Source organism: Amycolatopsis sp. WAC 04197, from assembly GCF_003947475.1.
Taxonomy (GTDB): Bacteria; Actinomycetota; Actinomycetes; order Mycobacteriales; family Pseudonocardiaceae; genus Amycolatopsis; species Amycolatopsis japonica.
Genome location: NZ_QHJK01000004.1, coordinates 354,271 through 374,411, shown reverse-complemented (window position 1 = coordinate 374,411; position 20,141 = coordinate 354,271). Strand labels below are relative to the sequence as shown.

The window sequence follows — 20,141 nt, the reverse complement described above, 5'->3', positions numbered from 1 at the left end:
TGGGTCACTGCCGTGGAGGAGACCTACGTCCAGATCAAGCGGCTCGGTGGCGCGGGCGACAGGGGCGCGGACGTCGCCGCGTTCAAGACCGACCGGCAGTTCGAGGGGCCATGGGACTGTTTCCAGGCCAAGCACTACAAGGAGCCGCTCGGCTTCTCCGTCGCCGCGCCCGAGATCTTGAAAGTCTTCACGTCCGTCATCGAAGGCGCGTACACGCTGCCCGAGAGCTACCAGTTCCTTGCTCCCAGGGGCTTGTCAACTCCCTTCAACGTGCTGGTCAGCAAGCCAACCGATCTACAAGACAGGTTTTTGGCGGAGCTCGCCAAAGGCGGCCCGCTCGTTAAGGGGCTGGGCAAAGCCATCATCGAGGCGGTGCGAAGGCTGGCGACAAACACCGACTTCGCCATGTTCAAGTCAGTGGAGGTCCTCGACGCCCTGGCCACCCACGCCAAAACCAGGTGGCATGCCGCTCGGTTCGGGACGTCGCTTCCCGCGCGCGGTGACAGCGATGCCCCGCCGGAGGAGTACTTGCCGGACGAGACGCGCTACCTCCAGCAACTTCTGGCGGTGTACGCCGAGTACCACCCGGGGAACATCACGACCCTGCACTCCGTGGCCGATGTCCCGAGGCTGAGCAGGCACTTGCAGCGACAACGGGTGAGGTTCTTCAAAGCGGAGTCGCTGAAGGCCTATTCCGCCGACGCGGTGCCTCCAGGCACCTTCGAGCGGCTCCAGGATGACATCCACGCCGGAGTGGTCGATATCGCCGATGCCGACCATCCGGACGGATACACGAAGTTGAACCAGGTGATGACGCACGTGGGCAGTCTCGACCTCAACCGGCACAAGCTCATCAACGTGACCGACATCGACGACCGAAAGGGCGTCTGCCATCAGCTGGCCAACGACGACCGCCTGACCTGGGTGGAAGAGTCATGAGAAGCCCTCTGAACGGTCCGCTGGAATACGGGGTCCGGGTGCTGGTGATGCTGACGGAGGCCTACCCTGAGCAGCTGGACATCAACCACCTGGTCTTGCTCGATCACAGCGTTCTGCACACAGCTGATCTCGGAGGACCGCCCAGCATCCACCCCGATCACCCTTTGCACGCCGGCGAGCTCGGCGTGCGCCGGGCCAACGTCGAAGAAGGACTACAGGTCATGCTGCGGGCGGGGCTCGTCGACATGCGGGCTCCGAGCGACGGCATCCGCTACCAGGCCGGGGACGAGGCGTACAGCTTCGTCAGCGGACTCGCGTCGAGCTACATCGCCGAGCTGCGTAACCGCACCCGGTGGGTGGTCGAGCAGTTCGGGACGCTGTCCGAAGAGCAGATCAGGCAGCAGACAACGGCGATCTTCGGCAGCCGCCCCGCTGACGGCGGCACCACCGGCCGAGCGAGGGAGGCCGGCACGTGGAACGGCTGAGGCTGCTGCACCTGACCTTCATCGGCCCGTCGATCAGCCCCGCCACCGTGGAATTCGGGCCTAAGCTCACCCTGGTCCGCGGACCGTCGGACACGGGGAAGTCCTTCATCGCCGACACCCTCGATTTCATGCTGGGTGGTAAGAAGCTGGATGAGATCCCGCAACTGGACGGCTACGATCAGATACTGCTCGGCGTCCGCCTGCCGAACGGGGAAGCCGTAACTCTGGTCCGAAGCCCGCAAGGCGGCGGCTTCCGCCTCTTCACCGGTGACCACCGCGGACAAGAACCGCTTCCGGTCAAACGCACCCCGCTCTCGCTGAAGCACAACGCCGAGAACACCTCGAACCTCTCGAACTACCTCCTGGACAAGATCGGCCTTGGCGGGAAAGTCGTCCGCAAGAACGGGTCCGGGCAGACAGTCGCGTTGAGTCTGCGCTTGCTCGTGCCGTTGTTCCTGGTTGGTGAGACCAAGATCCAAGCGGAGACCCCGCCGATCCTGACCGGGCAACACATCCACCAGACTAGGGACATCTCCACCTTTCGTCTGCTTCTCCAGGGCGAGGACGACTCCGCGATCGAGGCGAATACCTCGGAAACCGAGCGGCGTAAGTCCAGGGCGGCCAAGAACGAAGTTATCGACGCCCTGCTGGACGACTGGCGCGAACAGCTCAACCCTGATGAGGACCTCCAGCAGGTCAACGAACGTCTCATGCGCGCGCAACGGACGATCAGCAGGTCAGCAGAGAGCGTCGAGCAGGCCGCCGCGGCGAGGCAGCAGTGGGGTCAGACTCTGTCGAACAACGAGCGGCTTGCCACCGCCGCGCGGCGCAGCCTGGCCGAGCTGGACACCCTCGAGGCGCGCTTCACGCTGCTGCACGAGCAGTACACATCGGATCTGGACCGCCTGGACGCCGTCGCCGAGGCCGGGACCTTACTGGGGTACTTCACGCCCGGGCGCTGCGTGTTCTGCGGCGCCGATCCCGAGCACCAGCACTTCAACGCCGACTGCGCCGACGACACGACCGCCTTCGCCGAGTCCGTGCGCGAAGAACAGCGGAAGACGACCGCGCTACGCGAAGACCTTCGTGAGGCCATGGCCGGTCTACGCGACGAACACGAAGAAAAGAGTCAGCGACTCCGGTCCTTTAACGACCAGGCAGCACAGGCGCGACGTGAGATTGCACGGCTGGACGACATACTGGGCCCCCAGGAAACCGAGCTGCGTGAGCTGCTCACCTTGTCTTCCCGACTGCAACGCGACGTCGAGACCCTCCGCCGTATTCAGCAGCTCGAAGCTCTCCGAACCAGTATCGGAGCTGCGCCGAAACTGGACGCCATGGCACCCACGGCTGGTCTGCGTCGCACCGCGATCGCCGAGCTTTCCGGCATGATTGCGGACCGGCTGCGGGCTTGGGGTTTCGACGAAGCCGATCACACCAGCTACAGCTTCGATGACCAAGACCTCGTTTCCGGCAACCAGCTACGCTCCGCTCACGGCAAAGGCGTCCGCGCCATCCTGCACGCCGCTTTCACCATCTCACTCGCTCAGTATTGCTTCGACAACGACCTTCCCCACCCGGGCTTCGTCGTTCTCGATTCCCCCCTAGTGGTGTACCGGCCGCCTGACCCGAACGAACCCGACGACAGCGGCAATATCCTCGACACAGCCAGCCTCGCCGGTCGCTTCTATGCCGACATACAAACCAATTTCTCCGGTCAGATCATCGTTCTGGAGAACCAGAATCCCCCGAACCCCCTCGACACTGCAACGCAGGACACCCCCTTCACCAAGAACGCAGACCGCGGGCGCTATGGCTTGTTCCCCCACCGCGAGGAATCAGGCCGACGAGGCAGACCCCGGTCCTAGCAGTGCATCGGGGTGCACCTGTCGACCTGCCGATTCGCTCGCCGTGTCACGAAGTCGTAGTGCGCGCTAGGAGACAGGTTCGTCCGATTCCCATGCACTAACACGGGCAGGAACGGGCAGTGCATGAGTTCCGGCTCGGGTAAGAATCGCGAGCGCCCACAGCCGGCAGCGGCCTCGCCCAGGATCACACATCGCTGTAGGATTCGCTCAAACTTTGAGGGGGGCACGTGACGGAAAGCAAGGATGAGGCCAGTGAGGCACCGCAGGAGGATTCGCCCACGGAAGAGGCTGAGCAGCTTCAGGCAGCTGTCGAACTATCCAGGAAAGCTCAGGGCGCAGCTTGGGTGCTCGCCGTCGCTGGCATCCTCGCAGGGGGAGCAGGTGTCTTCTTAACCGAGAACCAAGTCGGCACCGCGGTACTCTTTGCTGGAGGCGCCTTCTTTGGCATTATCGCATTAGGTGGACGCCTGCCCAGCAGTATCAAAATTGGCGATAATGAGATGAAGATGGCCCAGGCACTAAAGGCACGAGCAGAGGCCCAGGTCTACAAAGCGGCCGCGAAGCGGGTAGCGGACGCACCATCTGAAGAAGTTGCCGATCTTGTATCGAGCGTCGTGAACAAGTCAACTTCGCCGCATGAGGCAAACGATCACCAGCGAGCGGTACATCGCGCGGCTACTCGGCGAATGATGGGCATAAACTATGAGAATCTAGTTAATGCTGCCGTCAGCGGATACGCCTGGGATCGAGGGATAAACGTACAGCGCGAGGTTTCAGGCGGAGGCGGCAATCGCTTCGACATCGTCCTCCACGGAAATAAGAAGATCGCAATCGAGGTCGTTGCAAAGCAGGTCGACACAGAACTCAGCGTCCTCGATGTCGAGCGATTTGCCCATATGGCAAGACAAGCACGCGAACACTTTGATGCCGTCATCTTTGTTTCCAACGTGCAACTCAGCGGAACCGCAGAATCGTTCTGGTCGCAGTTTCCTGAATCTCGCAGCGATACAGTACACCTTATTATACCAGAGAATGACAGCCTCGTTGCCGAGAGCTTGCTTCCAGCCATAATTGGAACTGAAGAGCCCGGAAGGCAAACCGAGAGAGACTAAGAGGCTGACATCTCAGTCCTTCAACGCAGGCGTTGGCATGCATGGTATGTCACTCAATACATCGATAGAGCTGAATTTATGACCATGATCGAAGCGCATTTACCTGACAATTGGCAGGACCTGGAGAACCGTGTCGCACAGATTCTGATGGAGTGCGGATACGAGGTACAGGTTCAGAGGAACGTCAGTCTCGCACGAGGCGATGCGTGTATCGACGTCTGGGCAGATGATCACAGCAGTCCGCAGAACATCATCGCCGTCGAGTGCAAACACTGGGCGAGACCAGCAACGAAGAGCGTGGTGCACGCATTTCGGACGGTAGTCGGCGACAGTGGCGCCAACACAGGGCTGCTTGTGTCGTCTGCCGGATTCCAGGAGGGCGCTATTCGGGCGGCAGATTATTCCAACGTGCGACTTCTAGACTGGAATGAATTCCAGTCAATGTTCGCCATCCGTTGGTTCAAGACGCATATGTCGCCAACCTTGGCAGAGTGCACCGACGCGCTTCACGAGTACACAGAACTGGTAAATTCACGAATCTTTCGCAAGGCAAACACTCTATCGATAGAATTGCAAGAACAGTTCGTAATACTCCGCAGACGTCACTGGCCACTCGCAGTCTTGAATCTAACCCTACGCCCTGAATTTGGCGAGCTGTTACGAGGCGAGCGGTTACGACCAGACCAATCACCCTGGCCCAGCCTTCCACTGCGGGCAAATTCCCAAACTTCTTCCGAGATCGATTATAACGAAAACTTACCCGATGATGTCTTAGATGCCACTGCACTGCGTCCATTCATGGACACCCTGGTCGAACATTCACAACGTGCCATCTCCGAATTTGACGAATTGTTTGGAGAACGAGCTTAGACCCGTAAGAAAAATACCCTCTCACGCCCGAGCAGGCGACTACAACCTGGCCCAATGATTCAGATCGCGTCTCGCAATACTTTCGGGATGTCGACGTGCACGCACCTCGTCCGGCGATCGCGTCGCACGGCCTCGTGATCCCGGCGTGGCATTTGTATGTTCTGCCGCTACTGCTCAAGGAGAGCGGCTAGGTCGTCTGGACCGAACCCGGCGTCCAGAAGCACCTGGCGGTCGTCCTCGGCAATCCAGCCCCACAGCTGGGCGTGGACCACAACCTCGCGCTCACGCGGCTCCGACAGATCGAAGCCGGCGAGCGGTGCATCATCGGGGTGATGGAACAGGAACCGGCGGGCGCTGTTCAAAGTGCAGGAGTTGCTGTAAAGCGCAGTGGCGGCGACACCCGGCTGCCGAATGTCGCACCCCAAGGCGGCGAGTTGTGGTGGCACAGCGGCCGGCTGATACATGGCCAGCGAGTGGCGGCGGGTCAGCGGCACATGGATGACCATCGCATTCTCGATCCCCGTCCCCCTCCCCATCCGCATCATCTCCTCATATGGAACGAGGTGGACCGGGTGGTCAGAGGTCGCGAGCGCCTTACGTTCGAACACCGTCAGAATCCACAAACGGTCGAGAAGAGATTGCGTGACCCGAGGCAGCATATTGGCGAGATGCTGCATGTGATGGTTCGCCCTAGCCTCTGCGCGAACTGGGTTCTTGAAGTGCCCAATCCACTCGCGGTTCACCGTGTCGTCGTCAACGGGTTCTCCCGCCGCGCTGAGTGCCTCTCGTAGCCTTGCCCGCCCTCCAAGGATCACTTCCAACAGGAGAGCATGGGATGCCATCTCACTCATCCTGTTACGTACGCTGCTCCCGCGCAGGAGTTGGAGTGCGACCCACGCCGCCACGCTCTGCCGGTGCTGATCGCTGAGCGGCCATGCCCCTGCCGCTACTTCTCGCCATGCCGCGGCCGCGGCTGCCTCCACGAGCGAGAGGGCCTGCTCCGCTGCATCGCTCTGCTGTCCTGCTTGGTCGATCACGGTGTAGTAGTCGATCTGGACGGACGCGTCACCAATGCTCTGCGGAAACGTGCGATCGCCGGGCAGCATGACAGTCGTGACCCGCTCATTGTCGTTCGCGAAGTAGCGCAGATAGAACTTCGACACGACGTGGTGCCGTCTCGCTTGCTCTGGCATTCTTGATCACCTCGTCCCAGCCGCTATCTTCCAAAGGTTAGGTGCCGTCGTTTCACACTGACCAACCGGCTCGGCGAGAGGACCAGCCGTGAGCGCTCCTTTCATGACCTGCACCGGTACCTGGGCCCGTCGGATTTTAGGAAACACCCTTTTCAGCTAGCGCTCGCGCATGCACCACTCCGAGCGGACCACACGCGCCAAGCTACGGGAGCGCTCCGCCCCAACCCCCAAGGCTTTGCGAAGTGCTTCGGCCGAGATCGGCCGCTGGTGTATTTCTCGATGCTGAGCGTCCATCCGTCTCGCCCGCTCCACCAACTCGCCGTCCAACCCCGATCCGACCACGTTCGACACCTCCGCCCCACGTTCCACCATCGCAGTCAACGTCGCCGAATCGGCACGACGTTCCACACCCTGGCGAAGATCGGCGAGCGCTTGCAGCAAGCCCGGCCCGACCTCGGACCAGCCGATCAGCAACAACGGCCCTACCGCGTCGAACAGCGCCTTGCCGATCTCTCCGGCGATCAGGGGCTCTGCCACGTTCAACGCCAGCGTCACCGCGCTCGCAAGAACGAGGAGCCGCCGCGCCGAGCGCTGAACCTCAGGCGCTGCTCCATGCGCCGAGAGGTGGCGGATCGCCACGAGCAACGCCACGACCGTCAGATCCACCGCGGGCGCGACCAAGGGCGCGACCCACACCGGAACACCAAGCCGGAGAGCGAGCGCGAACACATTGCCGAACCCGAACAGGAACGTCAGCCCGACCACGATCCCCACCATCGTGCTCACAGCCGACACAACCGGATCGCGCCGATCCCCCACCGTCATCGTCCACACCACCCGACAACGCAGCCCTTCAAGACGGCTGGACCAGTCGGCAGGATCCGGCATCCGCGAGCCCGAGACGAGCCCGAGAGGTCCGAAACAGTCCGACACCAGGCGACATACTCCGACACTGCCGATGCGCCACGACCAGACGAAAAGGTCTTGTTCGACATCACTCGACACCATCCGACACGCCCAGGTGCCGACTCTTAACCAGCGGGTTCGGGGTTCGAGTCCCTGATGGCGCACAGTTCCAAACGAAGCCCACCAACGGTTTTTCCCGGTTTTCCGGGTGCCGTTGGTGGGCTTTGTTGCTGTGCGAGCCCGGGACGGGGCAGCCATGGGGCATGTCAACGAGGCACCAGCCTCTGCCGCTGACGTTTCACCGGCCAGCGACAGCGTCGCGGCGCCATGCCGGAGGTCGTGGACCCGTACCGGCGGCCGCCCGGACTTGGTGACCAACCGACTGAACACATGCGATACCCAACTCGGACTCTTGTGGGACGAACCGGGCGCGAGGAACTCGAGGTCGAGCCGCTCGGCAGCCATGCCCGCCTTCGCAGACCTGGACAGCGCGGATCTGACGAGTGGTGGCGCGATCGGACGAAGGTTCGACAGGTCCGCTTAAGCTCGTCACGCGGCGATCACGTGGCCGCGTCGAGGCGGACTCCTGAGGGGAAATGACTTGTCCGGAGATTTCATCGTCGCCCCGCCGGGGCGCGTTCAGCCACCGCAGATGTTGTCGTGGATGCCCTCACGGGGTCTGCTGCTCCGAGTAGTCGAATTCATCGCCGGCGAAGTCGCGGACGATGAACTCTCCGAAGAGCTGCACCAGTTCACCGAAGGTGGCTACAGCTACTTTTCCCTTAGTAGGTACACAAGTGGGCAAGCCGAAGAGATCATGGCTGTAGTCCGAGAATCGCTCTTACCCGCGGTCGCCGAATGGTACCCGGGCGACGACGAAACCTACGACTTCGTAACGGAGTTGGTCGATCTCGTGAAGCAGGCGCAAGAGCTTGAGCTGATCAAGTGAACGACCGGTGAGCGACGGTGGCTCCTTCTGCGACTCAATGAGAAGGAGCCACCGTCGGCATCACCGGTTCGGTCTTCCTCAGCGGTTGTACTGCCATCCGCTCCGGTAGCAGGTGTCCCAGCCCGCGTCGTCCACGCAGGTCACGACGCGGACCCTGCTCAGCTTGGTGCCCGAGTTGTACTTCAGGTTGCTCCAGTAGCTCGTGGTGCCGCATCCGCTCTCGTTCCAGCGGTACGGCGTCGGGTCGATGGTCCCCATGCCGAGGTCGGCCTCGAAGAACACGTAGACCGGGTTGCCGTCGCATTTCGTGTCCCGCACGGCCATGTTGATGCCCGTCATGCCGCTGAACGTCCAGGTCCAGTTGGCCGAGCCGTACACCTCGCTCCCGGACGCGGTGGCCGCGCCGGTCGCGGCCGAGGCGGTGCCTGTGAACGCCAGTGTCGCCGCCGACGCCACGGCGATCGCCGTGGCCGCCCGCCGCAGGTTCCTGCTCAGAATCCCCTTCATGTTCCCCTCCAGTGTGATAAATGAATGACGACTCCATGGGGGAGGCGTCATGCTTCGTATTCACTTCACCGACCGTGACCTGGCCCGTGTCCGCGTCGCGGCCGCACCGGACCCGCTGTGGGAAACGGTTCTGGCCATGCAGAAGCTCACGCTCGACGGCATTCCCGCCTTCGCGCGCTGGCGCCGCCGGGTGCGGGAAGGCCTGCGGGAGCGTGATACCAGGGCCGCGGTGCGGTTCCTGCAGACGATCGCGCCGCCTGCCCGGTACTTCCCGGACTTCCTCACCCCCGCCGAGTCCGCGTGCGGGCTGAAGGCGGGGCTGTCCGCGCTCCGTGGGACGCCGGCGGATCGGCTCGGGCGCGAAGTCGCGCTGATGGCGAAACATCACCGTCTGCCCGGTTGGACACAGGGGCTGGCGGCCGGTGCGAGCGCGGCGCTCGATCAGGTCGCCGGGGCGCTCCGGATCGCCCACGACACCCTGGTCGCTCCACATTGGACGAACGTGCGAACCCAGGTCGACACCGACCGCGCCTTGCGGTCACGTCTCGCCGGAGAAAGCGGAACCCTCGGTCTTCTCGAGTCGCTCCGGCCCGCTTTCCGTTGGGAGGCACCGGTCCTGACCGTGCGCTACCCCGTCGACCGCGACCTCCATCTCGCAGGTCGCGGTATCCGGCTCGTCCCGTCCTACTTCTGCTGGGACACCCCCGTCGCGCTCGCCGACGACGACCTTCCACCGGTCCTCGTCTTCCCGGTGTCCCACGAGCACGAACCCGCTCCCCTGCCGAAACACCTGGCCACCCTGCTCGGCCGGACCCGCGCCGCCGTCCTGTACGCGGTCGCGGGCTGCCCCACCAGCGGCGAACTCGCCGACCGGCTCGGCATTTCGGCGGCCGCGGTTTCGCGGCACACCACGGTGCTCCGCGACGCCGGGCTCATCGCCAGCCGGCGCCACGGCGCCGTGGTGCTGCACAACCTCACGCCGATGGGTGCCGCGCTGCTGGGCTGAGCCCTCAGCGCACGATCCGCCACAGCGAGCAACTGTCGTCCCCCGCGTCGTCCTCGCAGATCCGGAAGGACGTCACGTCCGGGATCGTGGCGTTGCCGCAGCCGACCTTCGAACCATTGCTGTCGCCGATGGTCAGCTTCGTCCCGTTCTTCTGGTTGTACTCGGCGTAGACGCCGTTGCCGTCCTGCTCTTCGTCGCACACCGCGGCGGCGTCGCGGACGGTGTCGTACTGCGCGTAGTCCTTTTCCTGCCAGATGGTGTTGCCGGTCGCCGCCTCCGCGGTCGAGGTCCCCAGAACCAGCGCCGAGATCATCGCGCCGCCGACGAGCATCATTTTCCGGATCATCGTTCCCCTCCCCTTGGCCCTTCACGGGCATGGGAACAGCTTGCCGCCCGCCTCGCCGGCCGGTCGAGACTTTTGCGCCAGGGCGGAAAACCGCAGACGGGACAGGCCGTCCTGGCCAAGGAGCCACCGAGAGGCCATGATCATCGGACATGGTGGTTCCGGGAGGGGGACGACGGCCATGTCCAGATCATCGAACGCCGGGACGGCGGTCGCCGTCGGGGTGACCGCGTTGTGCGCGCTGGTCACTGTGGGAACCGAGTACGCGGGCGCGCTGGAACTACGGATCGGCTCGTTCGCACTCGTCCTGCTTCCGCTTTTCTTCGCCTTCGTGATCACGGTCGCCCTCAACCTGTCGCTGTCCTGGCGGCGTCCGGAGGCGGCCGCACCGATCTGGTCGTGCGCCGGGCAACTCCTGCAACTGCTGACGGTGGTCTTCGTGGTGCGAGCCGGAGTGGTCCTGGGTACGGCGCTCCCCACGATCGTCGAGGCCGGACCGGCGATCCTCGTGCAGAGCCTCGGAAAGGCGGGAACGGCGCTGCTGGCCTTCCCTGCGGCCTTACTGCTCGGCTTCGGCCGCGCGAGTATCGGCGCCACGTTCTCCATCGGCCGCGAACCCAGCATCGCCCTGGTGACCGAGCGATACGGCATCTCCGGCCCGGAGGGTTCCGGCGTTCTCGCCACTTACATCAGCGGCACGCTCTTCGGGTCCCTGTTCTTCTCGGCACTCGCGGGCATCGGCTCGGCGATTCCGCTGTTCAGTTCCACGGCGCTGGCGATGGCCTGCGGGGTCGGCAGCGGGGGGATGACGATCTCTTGCGCGGGTTCGCTCGCGCACGGCTCCCGCGACCTCCCCCAGGACGACATCGTCGCGCTGGCGACGGCCAGTGACGTGCTGACCTACATCACCACCGTGCTGCTGGGTGCTTTCATCGTCCTTCCGGTGCTGGAACGGCTGTACCGTTCCCCCACCGCCGTACGGAATCGGCTGGTCTCCGGGGACACCGCCGAGCCGGCGGCGACGGTCGTGCCCTCTCGGCTGGTGACCGGCTTGGCCGTGACCGTGCTGCTGCTCGTCACCGCGGGATGGCATGCGGTGCCGGGAATGCTCTTGCTGTTGGCCCTCGCCTTCGGGGTGCGGATGCTCGGCGACCGGACCGGCCGGTTCGTGCCGACCGTGCTGTGGGCGGCGCTCGTCGGTGCCGTGCTGACCGTTCCGGGACTGCCGTGGTCGGCGACCATGGTGCGCGTCCTGTCCGCCGTCGACCTGCTGACGCTGGCGACAGCCGTGCTCAGCTGCGTCGGCCTGTGCGTGACCGTCCGGCAGCTAAGGATCCTGCGGACCCTGAGTTGGCGCGCGGTCGTCGTGACGCTTCTCGTTTTCGCCGGTTCCTTCTTCACGTCGGCTTTGCTGGCCCAGGTCGTTCTCGGGTTCACCTGATGAAAGGAAGGCATATGAAGGTCCTGGTAGCAGGCGGAAACGGCTTCATCGGACAACACGTCGTGCGCGAACTGCTGGCACGCGGGCACGACGTCACGGTGCTGGTCCGCACAGCATCCACGTACCTTCCCGACGCGGTGACAGTTCGACTTGGGGACCTCACCGACCTGTCCGAGGAACGACTCGATGCGATCGTCGCCGGTCATCAGGGCATCGTCGTCGCATCGGCCGCCGCCGTCGCCGCACCGCACGGCACCGACATCGCCGCGTTCTTCCACGATGCCAATGTCGCACCGGTCGCCAGGTTGCTCGCCGCCGGCAGCCGGGCGCAGACCGACCGCGCCGTCATCCTCGGCAGCTTCTACGCCACCCTCCAGCGCGAACAGCCGAAACTCCGGTTGGCCGAACGCAGTCCGTACATCTCCAGCAGAATCGACCAAGCCGAGCGCGCCCGCGCTGCCGTCACCGCGGAAACCTCGGTGGCGATTCTCGAACTTCCGTACGTGGCGGGCACGACTCCTGGCAGGCAATCACCTCTCGAACCCATGCTGCGCAGCATGACCGTCGGCAACGCGGACATCCTCGCCTACCCCGGCACCACCGCGGTCGTCACCGTCACCCAGACCGCGCGAGCGGCAGTCGCCGCTTTGGAACGTCGCGCGAACGGGAACTACCCGCTCGTCACGGCGAATCTCCCGTGGGCAGATCTCTTCACGCGGCTCGCGACCGCGAACGGCCGCCCTCCGAAACGCATCTGGAAACTGCATCCCCGCGCCGTCGAACTGCTGCTCCGCTGGGCAGGGATCCGCCAACGCCGCCAAGGATTCACGCTCGGTTTCGACCCGGCGCAATGGAGTGAACTGCACGCCACCGCCATGGTCCTCGACCCGGACATCGCCAGCGCCGAACTCGGCGTCGAGCCGGACGACCTCGATAAAGCACTTCGCACATAATCTTCGAGTGCGCACCTTTCGAGAATGTCCCTGATCTTTCGGACAATTCGGAGAAACCATTCCAAAGCATTATTCGACGGATCCCTGTCCGTACCGTGAACATTCCGGGCTTTCCATCGCGAAGGCCCGCCAGTGACGGAAACGCGGAGGCAGAACGGGGTTCCGCGCACATGGTTGCAGCCGGAACGATCCGCGACTTTCGTCTTACTACCTAGGAAGGTATTCCGGCTCTCCCGTCGCGAGAAACATTTGGGCGGCCGGCATCGCCCTCGTTCCTCCCACGACCACCAGGCGGCTCGGCCGCCCGAAGGTGAGCAACCATGCGGAAAATCGCTTCAATCGCTCTCGGGTTCCTGGCGGCGGCACTCGCGGTGTCCACGCCCGGGATCGCACAGGCCCAAACGGATTCGGGCGTCCAGCCCTCGATCATCGGCGGGGGCACCGCCACGGAGACCTACAGTTTCATGGTGTCGCTCAACAACGGTTGCGGCGGCAGCCTCGTCGCGCCCCAATGGATCGTGACGGCCACCCACTGCGGCGGCGCGTCGCAGGGCCGGATCGGCTCGACGAACAAGTATTCCGGCGGTGAAGTCGGCAGGATCGACCGCCGGGTCAACAAGCCGGGCACCGACCTCACCCTCATGCACCTGTCCACGGCCGTTCGCGCCACCCCGGTCGCGATGGCCACGAGCAACCCGGCGCCGAACACCACCGCGCGGCTCCTCGGCTGGGGATGCACCAGCTGGCCGAGCTGCAGCACTCCGACCACGCTGCGCCAGATCGACCTCCGGGTGCTTCCCAGCAGCTCCTGCTACGCCGGCGGTGGCGGCTCGGGTGATGTCTGCATCTCCGGTGACCGCGGGCATTCCGCCTGCCACGGTGATTCCGGCGGACCGGCGGTCGTCGGCACCACCGGGCGCTGGACGCTGGTCGGCGAGACCCACGGCCCCGGCGACAACGGCGGCGAATGCGCCACCAGCACCCTCTACACCGGCATCGCCCAGCACCTGAGCTGGATCAGGCAGCAGACCGGCTCCTGATCACCGGGCACCGGCACGCCTCGGTCCGCGAGGCGTGCCGGTTCTGCGTCAGCGCCGGGTGAGGACCCGCTTGCCCAGCCATCCGGCGTAGACGGCCAGCCCGGCGACACCGGCCTTCCGCGTGGGGCGGGCCGCGATCGCCAGGCCGATGGCGAGTTCGGTGGCGCCGTTGCGGTAGGTCCAGTTGCGGACGTCGTCGGCGAACGCCATCTTCGTCACGGGTTCGAAAGCGGCCGGAGCGGCGAAGTGGGCGAGCCCGGTCGCGGCGATGCCGAGGCCGAGGAGCTTGCCGGTGCGTGCGGACATGGAGTTGCCTTCCTGTTCGTTCAGTCGAGGACGCCGGCGCGACGCCAGAGCCGTCGGCTCGGGCCGCCGATGAGGCCGATCTCGGTGAAGTAGTCGACGGCCTTGGCCGCCCACGCCGCCTTGGTCCGGCGCCAGTGCGGGTTCGCGGTGGCGACCTGGCGGGCTTCGCGCGGGTCGAGGCCGACGGAGGTGTATGCCTTGGGGTGCAACAGCTCCGACGTCGCGACGTAGGCCATCCCGGCGATCGCCCAGCGGATCAGTTCGCGGCCGACGCGACCGTGACGGGCCCAGGCCCGGCCCAGTTCGTCCTTGGCGAAGCTGATGTGGCGTGCCTCTTCGATGACGTGGATGCGGGAGATCATCCGGATCATCGGCTGCAGGCTGTCGTCACGCATCATCTCGCGTTGCATGCCGTCGGCGAGTTCTTCGACGTAGATGGCGCCGGCGAACAGCAACGCCGGACCGCAGATCGCGCCGAACACCTTGCCCGCGCGGTGCGCCGTGCGGCTCGGACGCCGGACGACACCGCCGCTCTTCTCGATCGAGCGGGCGAACATGGTGCTGTGACGGCATTCGTCGGCGATCTCGGTGAGCGCGTACTGCGCGTTGTGGGTCGTCGGGTCGCTGTTGTAGACGTGCCGGACGAGGCCCTGCATGAGGATCAGCTCGAACCAGATGCCCGACGCGGCGGCGGCCGCGGCCTCCTGACGGCTCAGTTCGGCGCGCTGCCCGTCGTCGAGCCGGTCCCACAACGCGGTGCCGTACAAGGAACAGCGTTCCGGCGTCTTGCCGTACGCGCCGTCGACCAACGGTGCCTGCCAGTCGACGTCGACGTCCGGGTCGTAGGAGTGCCGCGCGGAGGAGCGCTGCAGACGCTCGGCGACCCGTTCGCTTTCGGTGTTCGCGGTCATGACGACCTCCTTGGATCCGTGTGCTCCGGCAGCGGTCCGCCGCCGTCCGGGATGACCTGTCCGGAATCCCGGTAGGCCACCGCCTCGTGGAAACCATCGCGTTCGGCGAACTCGCGGAACCAGCGGCCTTCCGGGCTGTGCCGGGTGATGCCGTCGAACAGCGTCGCGAGTGTCTGGGTACCGGAAAGGCCCATGTTGTCGTAGGCCTGGTTGATCATCAGCTTCTGCATCACCAGCTGGTTCGTCGGCACCCCGGCCATCCGGTCGGCCAGTTCCTCGACGGCGGTTTCGAGCCTTTCGGGTTCCACCGCCTCGAGCGCGAGTCCCCATTCCGCCGCGGTGGCACCGTCGATGGTGTCGCCGGTGAGCAGCATCCGCTTCGCGCGCTGGGCCCCGGCGCGGTAGACCCACATCGCGGTCGTCGGGCAGCCCCAGACCCGCGCGGGCGGATAGCCGAGGCGCGCGTCGGTCGCCATGATCAGGACGTCGCACGAGAGCGCGATGTCGCTGCCGCCGGCGATCGCGTGCCCTTGCACCTGGCAGATGGTGGGTTTCAGCGACCGCCACAGGCTGAAGAAGTCGTCGGTGTTGCGCTTCATCACCCGGTAGTCCTTGATCGGATCCCAGACCGGGCCCTGGTTCCAGCGGCCTTCGGCGTCGCCCTCGGCGAACTGTTTGAGGTCGTAACCGGCACAGAACGACCGGCCTTCGCCGCGCACCACGATCACCCGGACGGCGTCGTCCTCGTTCGCCAGCTCCACGGCCTGCCGGATCTCGCCGGGCATGACGTCGTTGATCGCGTTGAGCCGCTCGGGGCGGTTCAGGGTCAGGTAGGCCTTCCGGTCTTGGACGCGATACGTGAGCGTCTCAAACGCCATCGGAGCCTCCCAGCGCGCGCAAGGTGAAGGTGACCAGGTGCGGGATGGTGTCCGGGCCGCTCTCCCCCGCCAGCGGGCCGACCAGCATCTCCGCGCCCGCGCCGACCAGTGCCGCGGCGGTCGCTTCCGCGTCCTGCGCCGGCAGCAGGCCCCGCTTCACGCCGTCAGCGATGTTCCTGGCGATGACCTCGCGGAACGCGCGGCGGAAGACCAGGCGCTCGGCCTCCACCACGGCGTCGACCGGCTCGGCGAGCAACGCGTACGCCAGCCTCGGCGCCTTCAACGCCCGACCGGCGAAGGTCTCGATCACGGCGACCACGCGCTCGCGGACGTCGCCTTGGGAAGCGGCGGCTTCGACGGCGTCGACCTCCCGCGAGACGACCTCGCGGAAGACCTCGACGACGAGGTCGGCCTTGGACGGGAACTGCCGGTACACGCTGCCGGTGCCCACACCCGCCCGCGTGGCGACCGCGGCCATGGAACAGCCCGCGTAGCCGGTCTCGGCCAGCAGCGCGATGGCCGCGGCCAGGATCTCGCCTCGCTGCGAGTCCAGTCTGGCCTGCGTCTTCGGAGTCCGTCGGTACGGCATGGGAAGGAGTGAAGCACGGATTCCGCACTTCAGCAACGGGCGATTCCGCCGGTGGCGCGTGAAGGCCTCCTTCCCTCGGCTGAGTCGAGGGAAGGAGGCCTTCACGCGCTGGGGCGCTCAATTCCGGTTGATGGTGAACGTGCTCGTCGTGTTCCGGATGTCTTCGGCGTTGTCGCTCAGGGTGAGCCCGGAGAACGTCGCCGAACCGACGGCCGGGCCCTGACCCGGTTCCGGCAGCTCGTTGGCCCAGATCCCGATCCCCGACTTCGCGTCGAACTCGTCACCGCTGCGGTGCGCTCCGGTGATCGACACGTTCGCCAGCACCGTGTCCTCGACCGGGTTCTCCGGACGGTTTCCGGTGTACTTGGTCTGGAACATGATGCCGCTGTACGTCGGACTTTGGATGTCCACATCGGACACCCGGATACCCCGGAACTCCTTGGAGGCGGAGAACATCCAGATCGCGGGGAACGTCTGCGGCCCCCAGAAATGACCACCGGTGCGGACCAGTGAGACGTTCTGGACGGTCGTCGGCTGCGGGCCGAAGCCGAGGAACGGATAGCCGAAGTCGAGCGAGCTGATCGTGATCCCCGAGTACGTCAACGTGTCCGCGATGTAGAGGTTCCGGAAAGTGTTGCCGTACCCGCCGTACACCGCCAGCCCGGCCGCGCGCCACGGAAGCAGCACGGTCAGATTCTCGAACACGTTGTCGTACTGGTTGCCCGCGTTGAGATCCGTGGCGGCGAACAGCGCGAAACTGTCGTCACCGGTGGAGCGGGCTTCGTTGTCGGTCACCCGGTTTCCCGTGCTGCCGTTGGTGAAGTTGACGCCGTCGGCGAACATGTCGCGGATCCGCGAGTTCGTCACCGTCGTGTTGTCCACATTGGTCGCCCACAGCAGGCACATCTGGTGCTCCACCCAGATGTCGTCGATGGTCATGTTCGTGACGTTCGTGAAGTTGAAGACCTTGCCTGGCCCGTCGATCCGGGACGTGTAGTTCCCGAACACGGCGAATCCGCGGAACGTCGAACCGCTCGCGCTCGCCTGCGCGTCGAACCCGATATCGGTGTTCTCCTGCCCGGCGGGCGCGGTGAACTTCGTGAACCACGGCCCGGCGCCGAGCACCGTGACCGGCTTGCCGTACACGGTGAGCTTGTTCGTCACCGGATATTGCCCCGGCGGCAGGAAGACGCCGGTGAGGTTCGGATCCTGGCGCACCTTGTCCAGCGCGGCCTGCACATCCTGCTGGGTGAATCCGGCCGGGACGGCGTAGCGCGCCGGGTCGGGGTTCGCGGCCGCCGTGGCCAGCTCGAAGTTCACGAAGTCGATCGCGTAGTTCAAGCCGTTGCCGGCGTCCTTCTGCAGCTTGATCTTGTGCCCGGCGGGAACGGTCGTGCCGAGCAGCAGGCTGGCCTCGTCGTAGATGTGCCGAGCGGGACCGGCTCCCGGCGAGTTCTGCGGAGAAGCCTCAGGGCCGTAAAGCCACGCATGGCGCGAAGTCAGGTCGATGGCTTTCAGGAACGTGCCGTCGACGTAGACGTTCAGCGTCGAGTTCTGCCCGCCGCCACCCGCGGCGTCCGGCATCGAGAACCGGGTCACCAGGGTGTTCGTGGCCGCGCGGGTGGTGAATTCGACCGAGGCCCCGGTCGAGTTCAGCGTCACCGCCTTGCGGCCCGACGCCTCCCCCGCGAGATCGCCGATCTTCCGGTTCGGACCGATCACGGACGCGCCGCCCGCGACCACGCCGTCTTCGGCCTCGTACATGTCGTAGGGCATGTTCGCGCCGCGGCCGACGAACAACGCCTGCGTACTCGTGTTGTTGCCCTGCTTGGCGGGCACCTCGTTGGCGTCGTTCGCGACGACGGTCTTGACCGTGTACCGCCCGTTCCCGGCGGTCCAGGTGCCGACGTTCACCCGCGGCGCGGTGGCCCCGGCGGCGATCGCGCCGGAGTACGAGCCGCTGAGCGTCTTGACGACGGCGCCGCTCTGATCGGTGATCGTCACCGTGACGCCGTGGGCGCCACCCGCCGAAGCGGCCGTGCCCTGGTTGCGCACCGCCGTGGAGAAGGTCACGGTGCCGCCCGCCGTGGGGTTGTTCGGCGACCAGGCGGTGGCCGCGACCAGGTCGGAGCTCTGGACCGGGCTGACGACGAGCGCCGTTGTGCCCGTGTAGGCGTTGTTGGCCTCGTCCTGCTCGACGACGGCGTTGGTCTCGTCGACCTTCGCGGTGACCTGGTGACTGCCCGCTTCCCGGGCGCCGATGTCCGCCGAGACCGTCGCCGACGCTCCCGCGGCGAGCGCGCCGACCGCGGCCGTGCCGACCTTCGCCGTGCCCAGGTAGAGGTTCACGTTCGTCGCGCCCGACGCCGCGGTCCCGGCGTTGCGGACGGTCGCCGACACGGTGATCGCGTCGGTCTCCACCGGATTCGCCGGCGACCACGAGACACCCGACACCGTGAGGTCGGGATTCGGGGCTGGGACACCGAAAACCTGGAATTCTGCGGCCTGACCGCCGGGCGCACCGGAGTTGGCGGTGATCCGCAGCCGGACGTCGGCGGCGCGGCCACTCATCGGGATCGTCACGGTGTTGCCGCTCGACGGGGTGAACGTGTACGTCTGCGCGGGCACCAGCGTGGTGAACGCGGCCGTGCCTTGATCACGCCCTTCGACCGCGATCGTCTGTGTGCGCTGGGCCCACGCCGGATCCGGGTTGAGCTTGACCACGACGCGGTCGAGGTCGGCGTCGGCCCCGAGCGCCACGGTCAGCAGGTTCGGATACGCCGCACCCTCCCAATAGGTGGTCACGGAGTCGTCGTTGGCGTTGGCCGCGACGTAGGAATGCTGCACCGAAGACGCCGTGATCGGCTTGCCCAGCGCGAGATTCGTGCCTGCGCGCGTACCCGTCCTGGTCACCGTGCCGCTGCTCGGCGACTGGTTGCCCGCCGCGTCGCGGGCCCGCACGGAATACGCGACGGTCGCGCTTTCCGGCTGGTCGTCGGTGTAGGTCAGGACGTCACCGCCGACACTGCCTCGCAGCTGCCCGTTGGCGTACACGTCGTAGCCCGCGACGCCCGTGTTGTCGGTCGAGGCCGACCACGTGAGCCGGATCTTGCCGCTCGACGGCTCGGTGTAGGCGAAATTCCCTGGCGCGGACGGCGGCTGCGTGTCCCCGCCCGCCGGGCCGTGCACTTCGAACTCCGAGAGCTGGGCCGCCGGCCAGCCGGTGTTGGCGGTGATGTTCAGCCGCACGAAGCGGGTGTTCCCGGTGACGTCGAGGGTGACGGTGTTGCCCGTCGCCGGGTCGAACCGGTGACCCGCCGACGGGACGAGATCGCTGAAGCTCGCGCCGTTCCCGCTGCCCTGCACCGAGAACGTCTGGGTGCGGGCTTCCCAGCCGGAGGGCAGTTTGAGCACGAGCCGGGCGATGTTCGTGGCCGCGCCGAGATCGGCCTGGATCCATTGCGGGAACTGGTTGTTCGTGCTTTCCCAGTAGGTGGCCTGGTTCCCGTCGCCGACGTTCGAGACGACATACCCGGGCAGCTGGCTGCTGGCGGTGTACGTCGCGTCGGCCGCTTCGACGGCGGCAGGAGTCGCGGCGGCCGCCGGGGCTTCACTCGCGGCGACGGCGGGTGGGGCCAGAAGAAGGGACAGGGCTGCGTACGTCAGAAGGCGCCTCGTTCTCATGACATTCCTCTGTTCCGGGAGGGGACTGAGCGGAATCTTCCTGACTCTTGTCATGTTCTTGCGCTGAAATGTCCAAGAATTACAGCCCATGGGGCGCCGCAAGTCAACGGCGGGGGCTAAATCGCGTGACCGGCCGGAAACACGCTGCTAACGTCCGGCCC

Annotated in this window: 19 protein-coding genes; 10 read left to right on the top strand and 9 right to left on the bottom strand. The window is 65.6% G+C overall.

The features are described from left to right. Positions 1–12 precede the first annotated feature (12 nt). From DMC64_RS18630 to DMC64_RS18605, 5 genes are all read left to right on the top strand, one after another. A complete protein-coding gene (locus tag DMC64_RS18630) occupies positions 13–939 on the top strand; it encodes an ABC-three component system protein (protein ID WP_125734534.1) in 927 nt (308 codons plus the stop codon). Further along, positions 936–1,424 carry an ABC-three component system middle component 2 gene (locus tag DMC64_RS42690; RefSeq protein ID WP_158634222.1) on the top strand — a complete coding sequence of 163 codons (489 nt, stop codon included), beginning with the start codon at positions 936–938 and terminating at the stop codon, positions 1,422–1,424. Before DMC64_RS18630 ends, DMC64_RS42690 begins: the two co-directional genes overlap by 4 nt. Next, positions 1,412–3,292: an ATP-binding protein gene (locus DMC64_RS18615; protein ID WP_125734531.1), complete on the top strand. Its 1,881-nt coding sequence runs from the start codon at positions 1,412–1,414 to the stop codon at positions 3,290–3,292. Before DMC64_RS42690 ends, DMC64_RS18615 begins: the two co-directional genes overlap by 13 nt. 227 nt (positions 3,293–3,519) lie before the next feature. Continuing rightward, positions 3,520–4,404 (top strand): hypothetical protein, encoded by an 885-nt coding sequence (locus tag DMC64_RS18610; protein WP_125734530.1) that lies wholly within the window; start codon positions 3,520–3,522, stop codon positions 4,402–4,404. A gap of 78 nt (positions 4,405–4,482) precedes the next feature. Further along, positions 4,483–5,274, top strand: a complete 792-nt coding sequence (locus DMC64_RS18605; protein WP_125734529.1) for a restriction endonuclease — start codon at positions 4,483–4,485, stop codon at positions 5,272–5,274. Between the two features lie 167 nt (positions 5,275–5,441). On the opposite strand, the gene DMC64_RS18600 is transcribed toward DMC64_RS18605, so the two are convergent. Both DMC64_RS18600 and DMC64_RS18595 read right to left on the bottom strand, forming a co-directional pair. Next, entirely contained in the window at positions 5,442–6,467 is a 1,026-nt protein-coding gene (locus tag DMC64_RS18600; RefSeq protein ID WP_125734528.1) for a DUF4238 domain-containing protein, read from the bottom strand. A gap of 156 nt (positions 6,468–6,623) precedes the next feature. After that, complete coding sequence (locus tag DMC64_RS18595) at positions 6,624–7,292, bottom strand: hypothetical protein (protein WP_125734527.1); 669 nt, start codon at positions 7,290–7,292, stop codon at positions 6,624–6,626. Between the two features lie 682 nt (positions 7,293–7,974). Here DMC64_RS18595 and DMC64_RS18590 point away from each other — a divergent pair. After that, a complete protein-coding gene (locus DMC64_RS18590) occupies positions 7,975–8,322 on the top strand; it encodes a hypothetical protein (protein WP_125734526.1) in 348 nt (115 codons plus the stop codon). A 78-nt stretch (positions 8,323–8,400) separates the two neighbouring features. Here DMC64_RS18590 and DMC64_RS18585 read toward each other — a convergent pair whose 3' ends face one another. Further along, positions 8,401–8,829 (bottom strand): hypothetical protein, encoded by a 429-nt coding sequence (locus DMC64_RS18585; protein ID WP_037341677.1) that lies wholly within the window; start codon positions 8,827–8,829, stop codon positions 8,401–8,403. A gap of 49 nt (positions 8,830–8,878) precedes the next feature. Here DMC64_RS18585 and DMC64_RS18580 point away from each other — a divergent pair, with 49 nt between their 5' ends. Further along, positions 8,879–9,835, top strand: coding sequence for a helix-turn-helix transcriptional regulator (locus tag DMC64_RS18580; protein ID WP_125734525.1), 957 nt, complete (start codon positions 8,879–8,881; stop codon positions 9,833–9,835). Between the two features lie 4 nt (positions 9,836–9,839). Here DMC64_RS18580 and DMC64_RS18575 read toward each other — a convergent pair whose 3' ends face one another. Further along, positions 9,840–10,181 carry a hypothetical protein gene (locus tag DMC64_RS18575; RefSeq protein ID WP_125734524.1) on the bottom strand — a complete coding sequence of 114 codons (342 nt, stop codon included), beginning with the start codon at positions 10,179–10,181 and terminating at the stop codon, positions 9,840–9,842. 178 nt (positions 10,182–10,359) lie between these two features. Here DMC64_RS18575 and DMC64_RS18570 point away from each other — a divergent pair, with 178 nt between their 5' ends. From DMC64_RS18570 to DMC64_RS18560, 3 genes are all read left to right on the top strand, one after another. Next, positions 10,360–11,619 carry a DUF3100 domain-containing protein gene (locus tag DMC64_RS18570; RefSeq protein ID WP_125734523.1) on the top strand — a complete coding sequence of 420 codons (1,260 nt, stop codon included), beginning with the start codon at positions 10,360–10,362 and terminating at the stop codon, positions 11,617–11,619. Positions 11,620–11,633: 14 nt separating this feature from the next. After that, positions 11,634–12,572 (top strand): NAD-dependent epimerase/dehydratase family protein, encoded by a 939-nt coding sequence (locus tag DMC64_RS18565; protein WP_158634221.1) that lies wholly within the window; start codon positions 11,634–11,636, stop codon positions 12,570–12,572. 320 nt (positions 12,573–12,892) lie between these two features. After that, positions 12,893–13,612, top strand: coding sequence for a trypsin-like serine protease (locus DMC64_RS18560; protein ID WP_073848191.1), 720 nt, complete (start codon positions 12,893–12,895; stop codon positions 13,610–13,612). A 48-nt stretch (positions 13,613–13,660) separates the two neighbouring features. Here the strand turns inward: DMC64_RS18560 and DMC64_RS18555 are convergent, their stop codons facing one another. The 5 genes from DMC64_RS18555 to DMC64_RS18535 form a co-directional block, all read right to left on the bottom strand. Next, positions 13,661–13,918, bottom strand: a complete 258-nt coding sequence (locus tag DMC64_RS18555; protein WP_037341666.1) for a hypothetical protein — start codon at positions 13,916–13,918, stop codon at positions 13,661–13,663. Positions 13,919–13,938: 20 nt separating this feature from the next. Next, positions 13,939–14,829 (bottom strand): diiron oxygenase, encoded by an 891-nt coding sequence (locus tag DMC64_RS18550; protein ID WP_125734521.1) that lies wholly within the window; start codon positions 14,827–14,829, stop codon positions 13,939–13,941. Further along, positions 14,826–15,707 (bottom strand): crotonase/enoyl-CoA hydratase family protein, encoded by an 882-nt coding sequence (locus tag DMC64_RS18545; RefSeq protein ID WP_125734520.1) that lies wholly within the window; start codon positions 15,705–15,707, stop codon positions 14,826–14,828. Before DMC64_RS18545 ends, DMC64_RS18550 begins: the two co-directional genes overlap by 4 nt. Continuing rightward, positions 15,697–16,296, bottom strand: a complete 600-nt coding sequence (locus tag DMC64_RS18540) for a TetR/AcrR family transcriptional regulator (protein WP_037341663.1) — start codon at positions 16,294–16,296, stop codon at positions 15,697–15,699. The genes DMC64_RS18545 and DMC64_RS18540 overlap by 11 nt, the downstream gene beginning before the upstream one ends. A gap of 117 nt (positions 16,297–16,413) precedes the next feature. Beyond that, positions 16,414–19,980, bottom strand: a complete 3,567-nt coding sequence (locus DMC64_RS18535; protein ID WP_125734519.1) for a discoidin domain-containing protein — start codon at positions 19,978–19,980, stop codon at positions 16,414–16,416. Positions 19,981–20,141 lie beyond the last annotated feature (161 nt).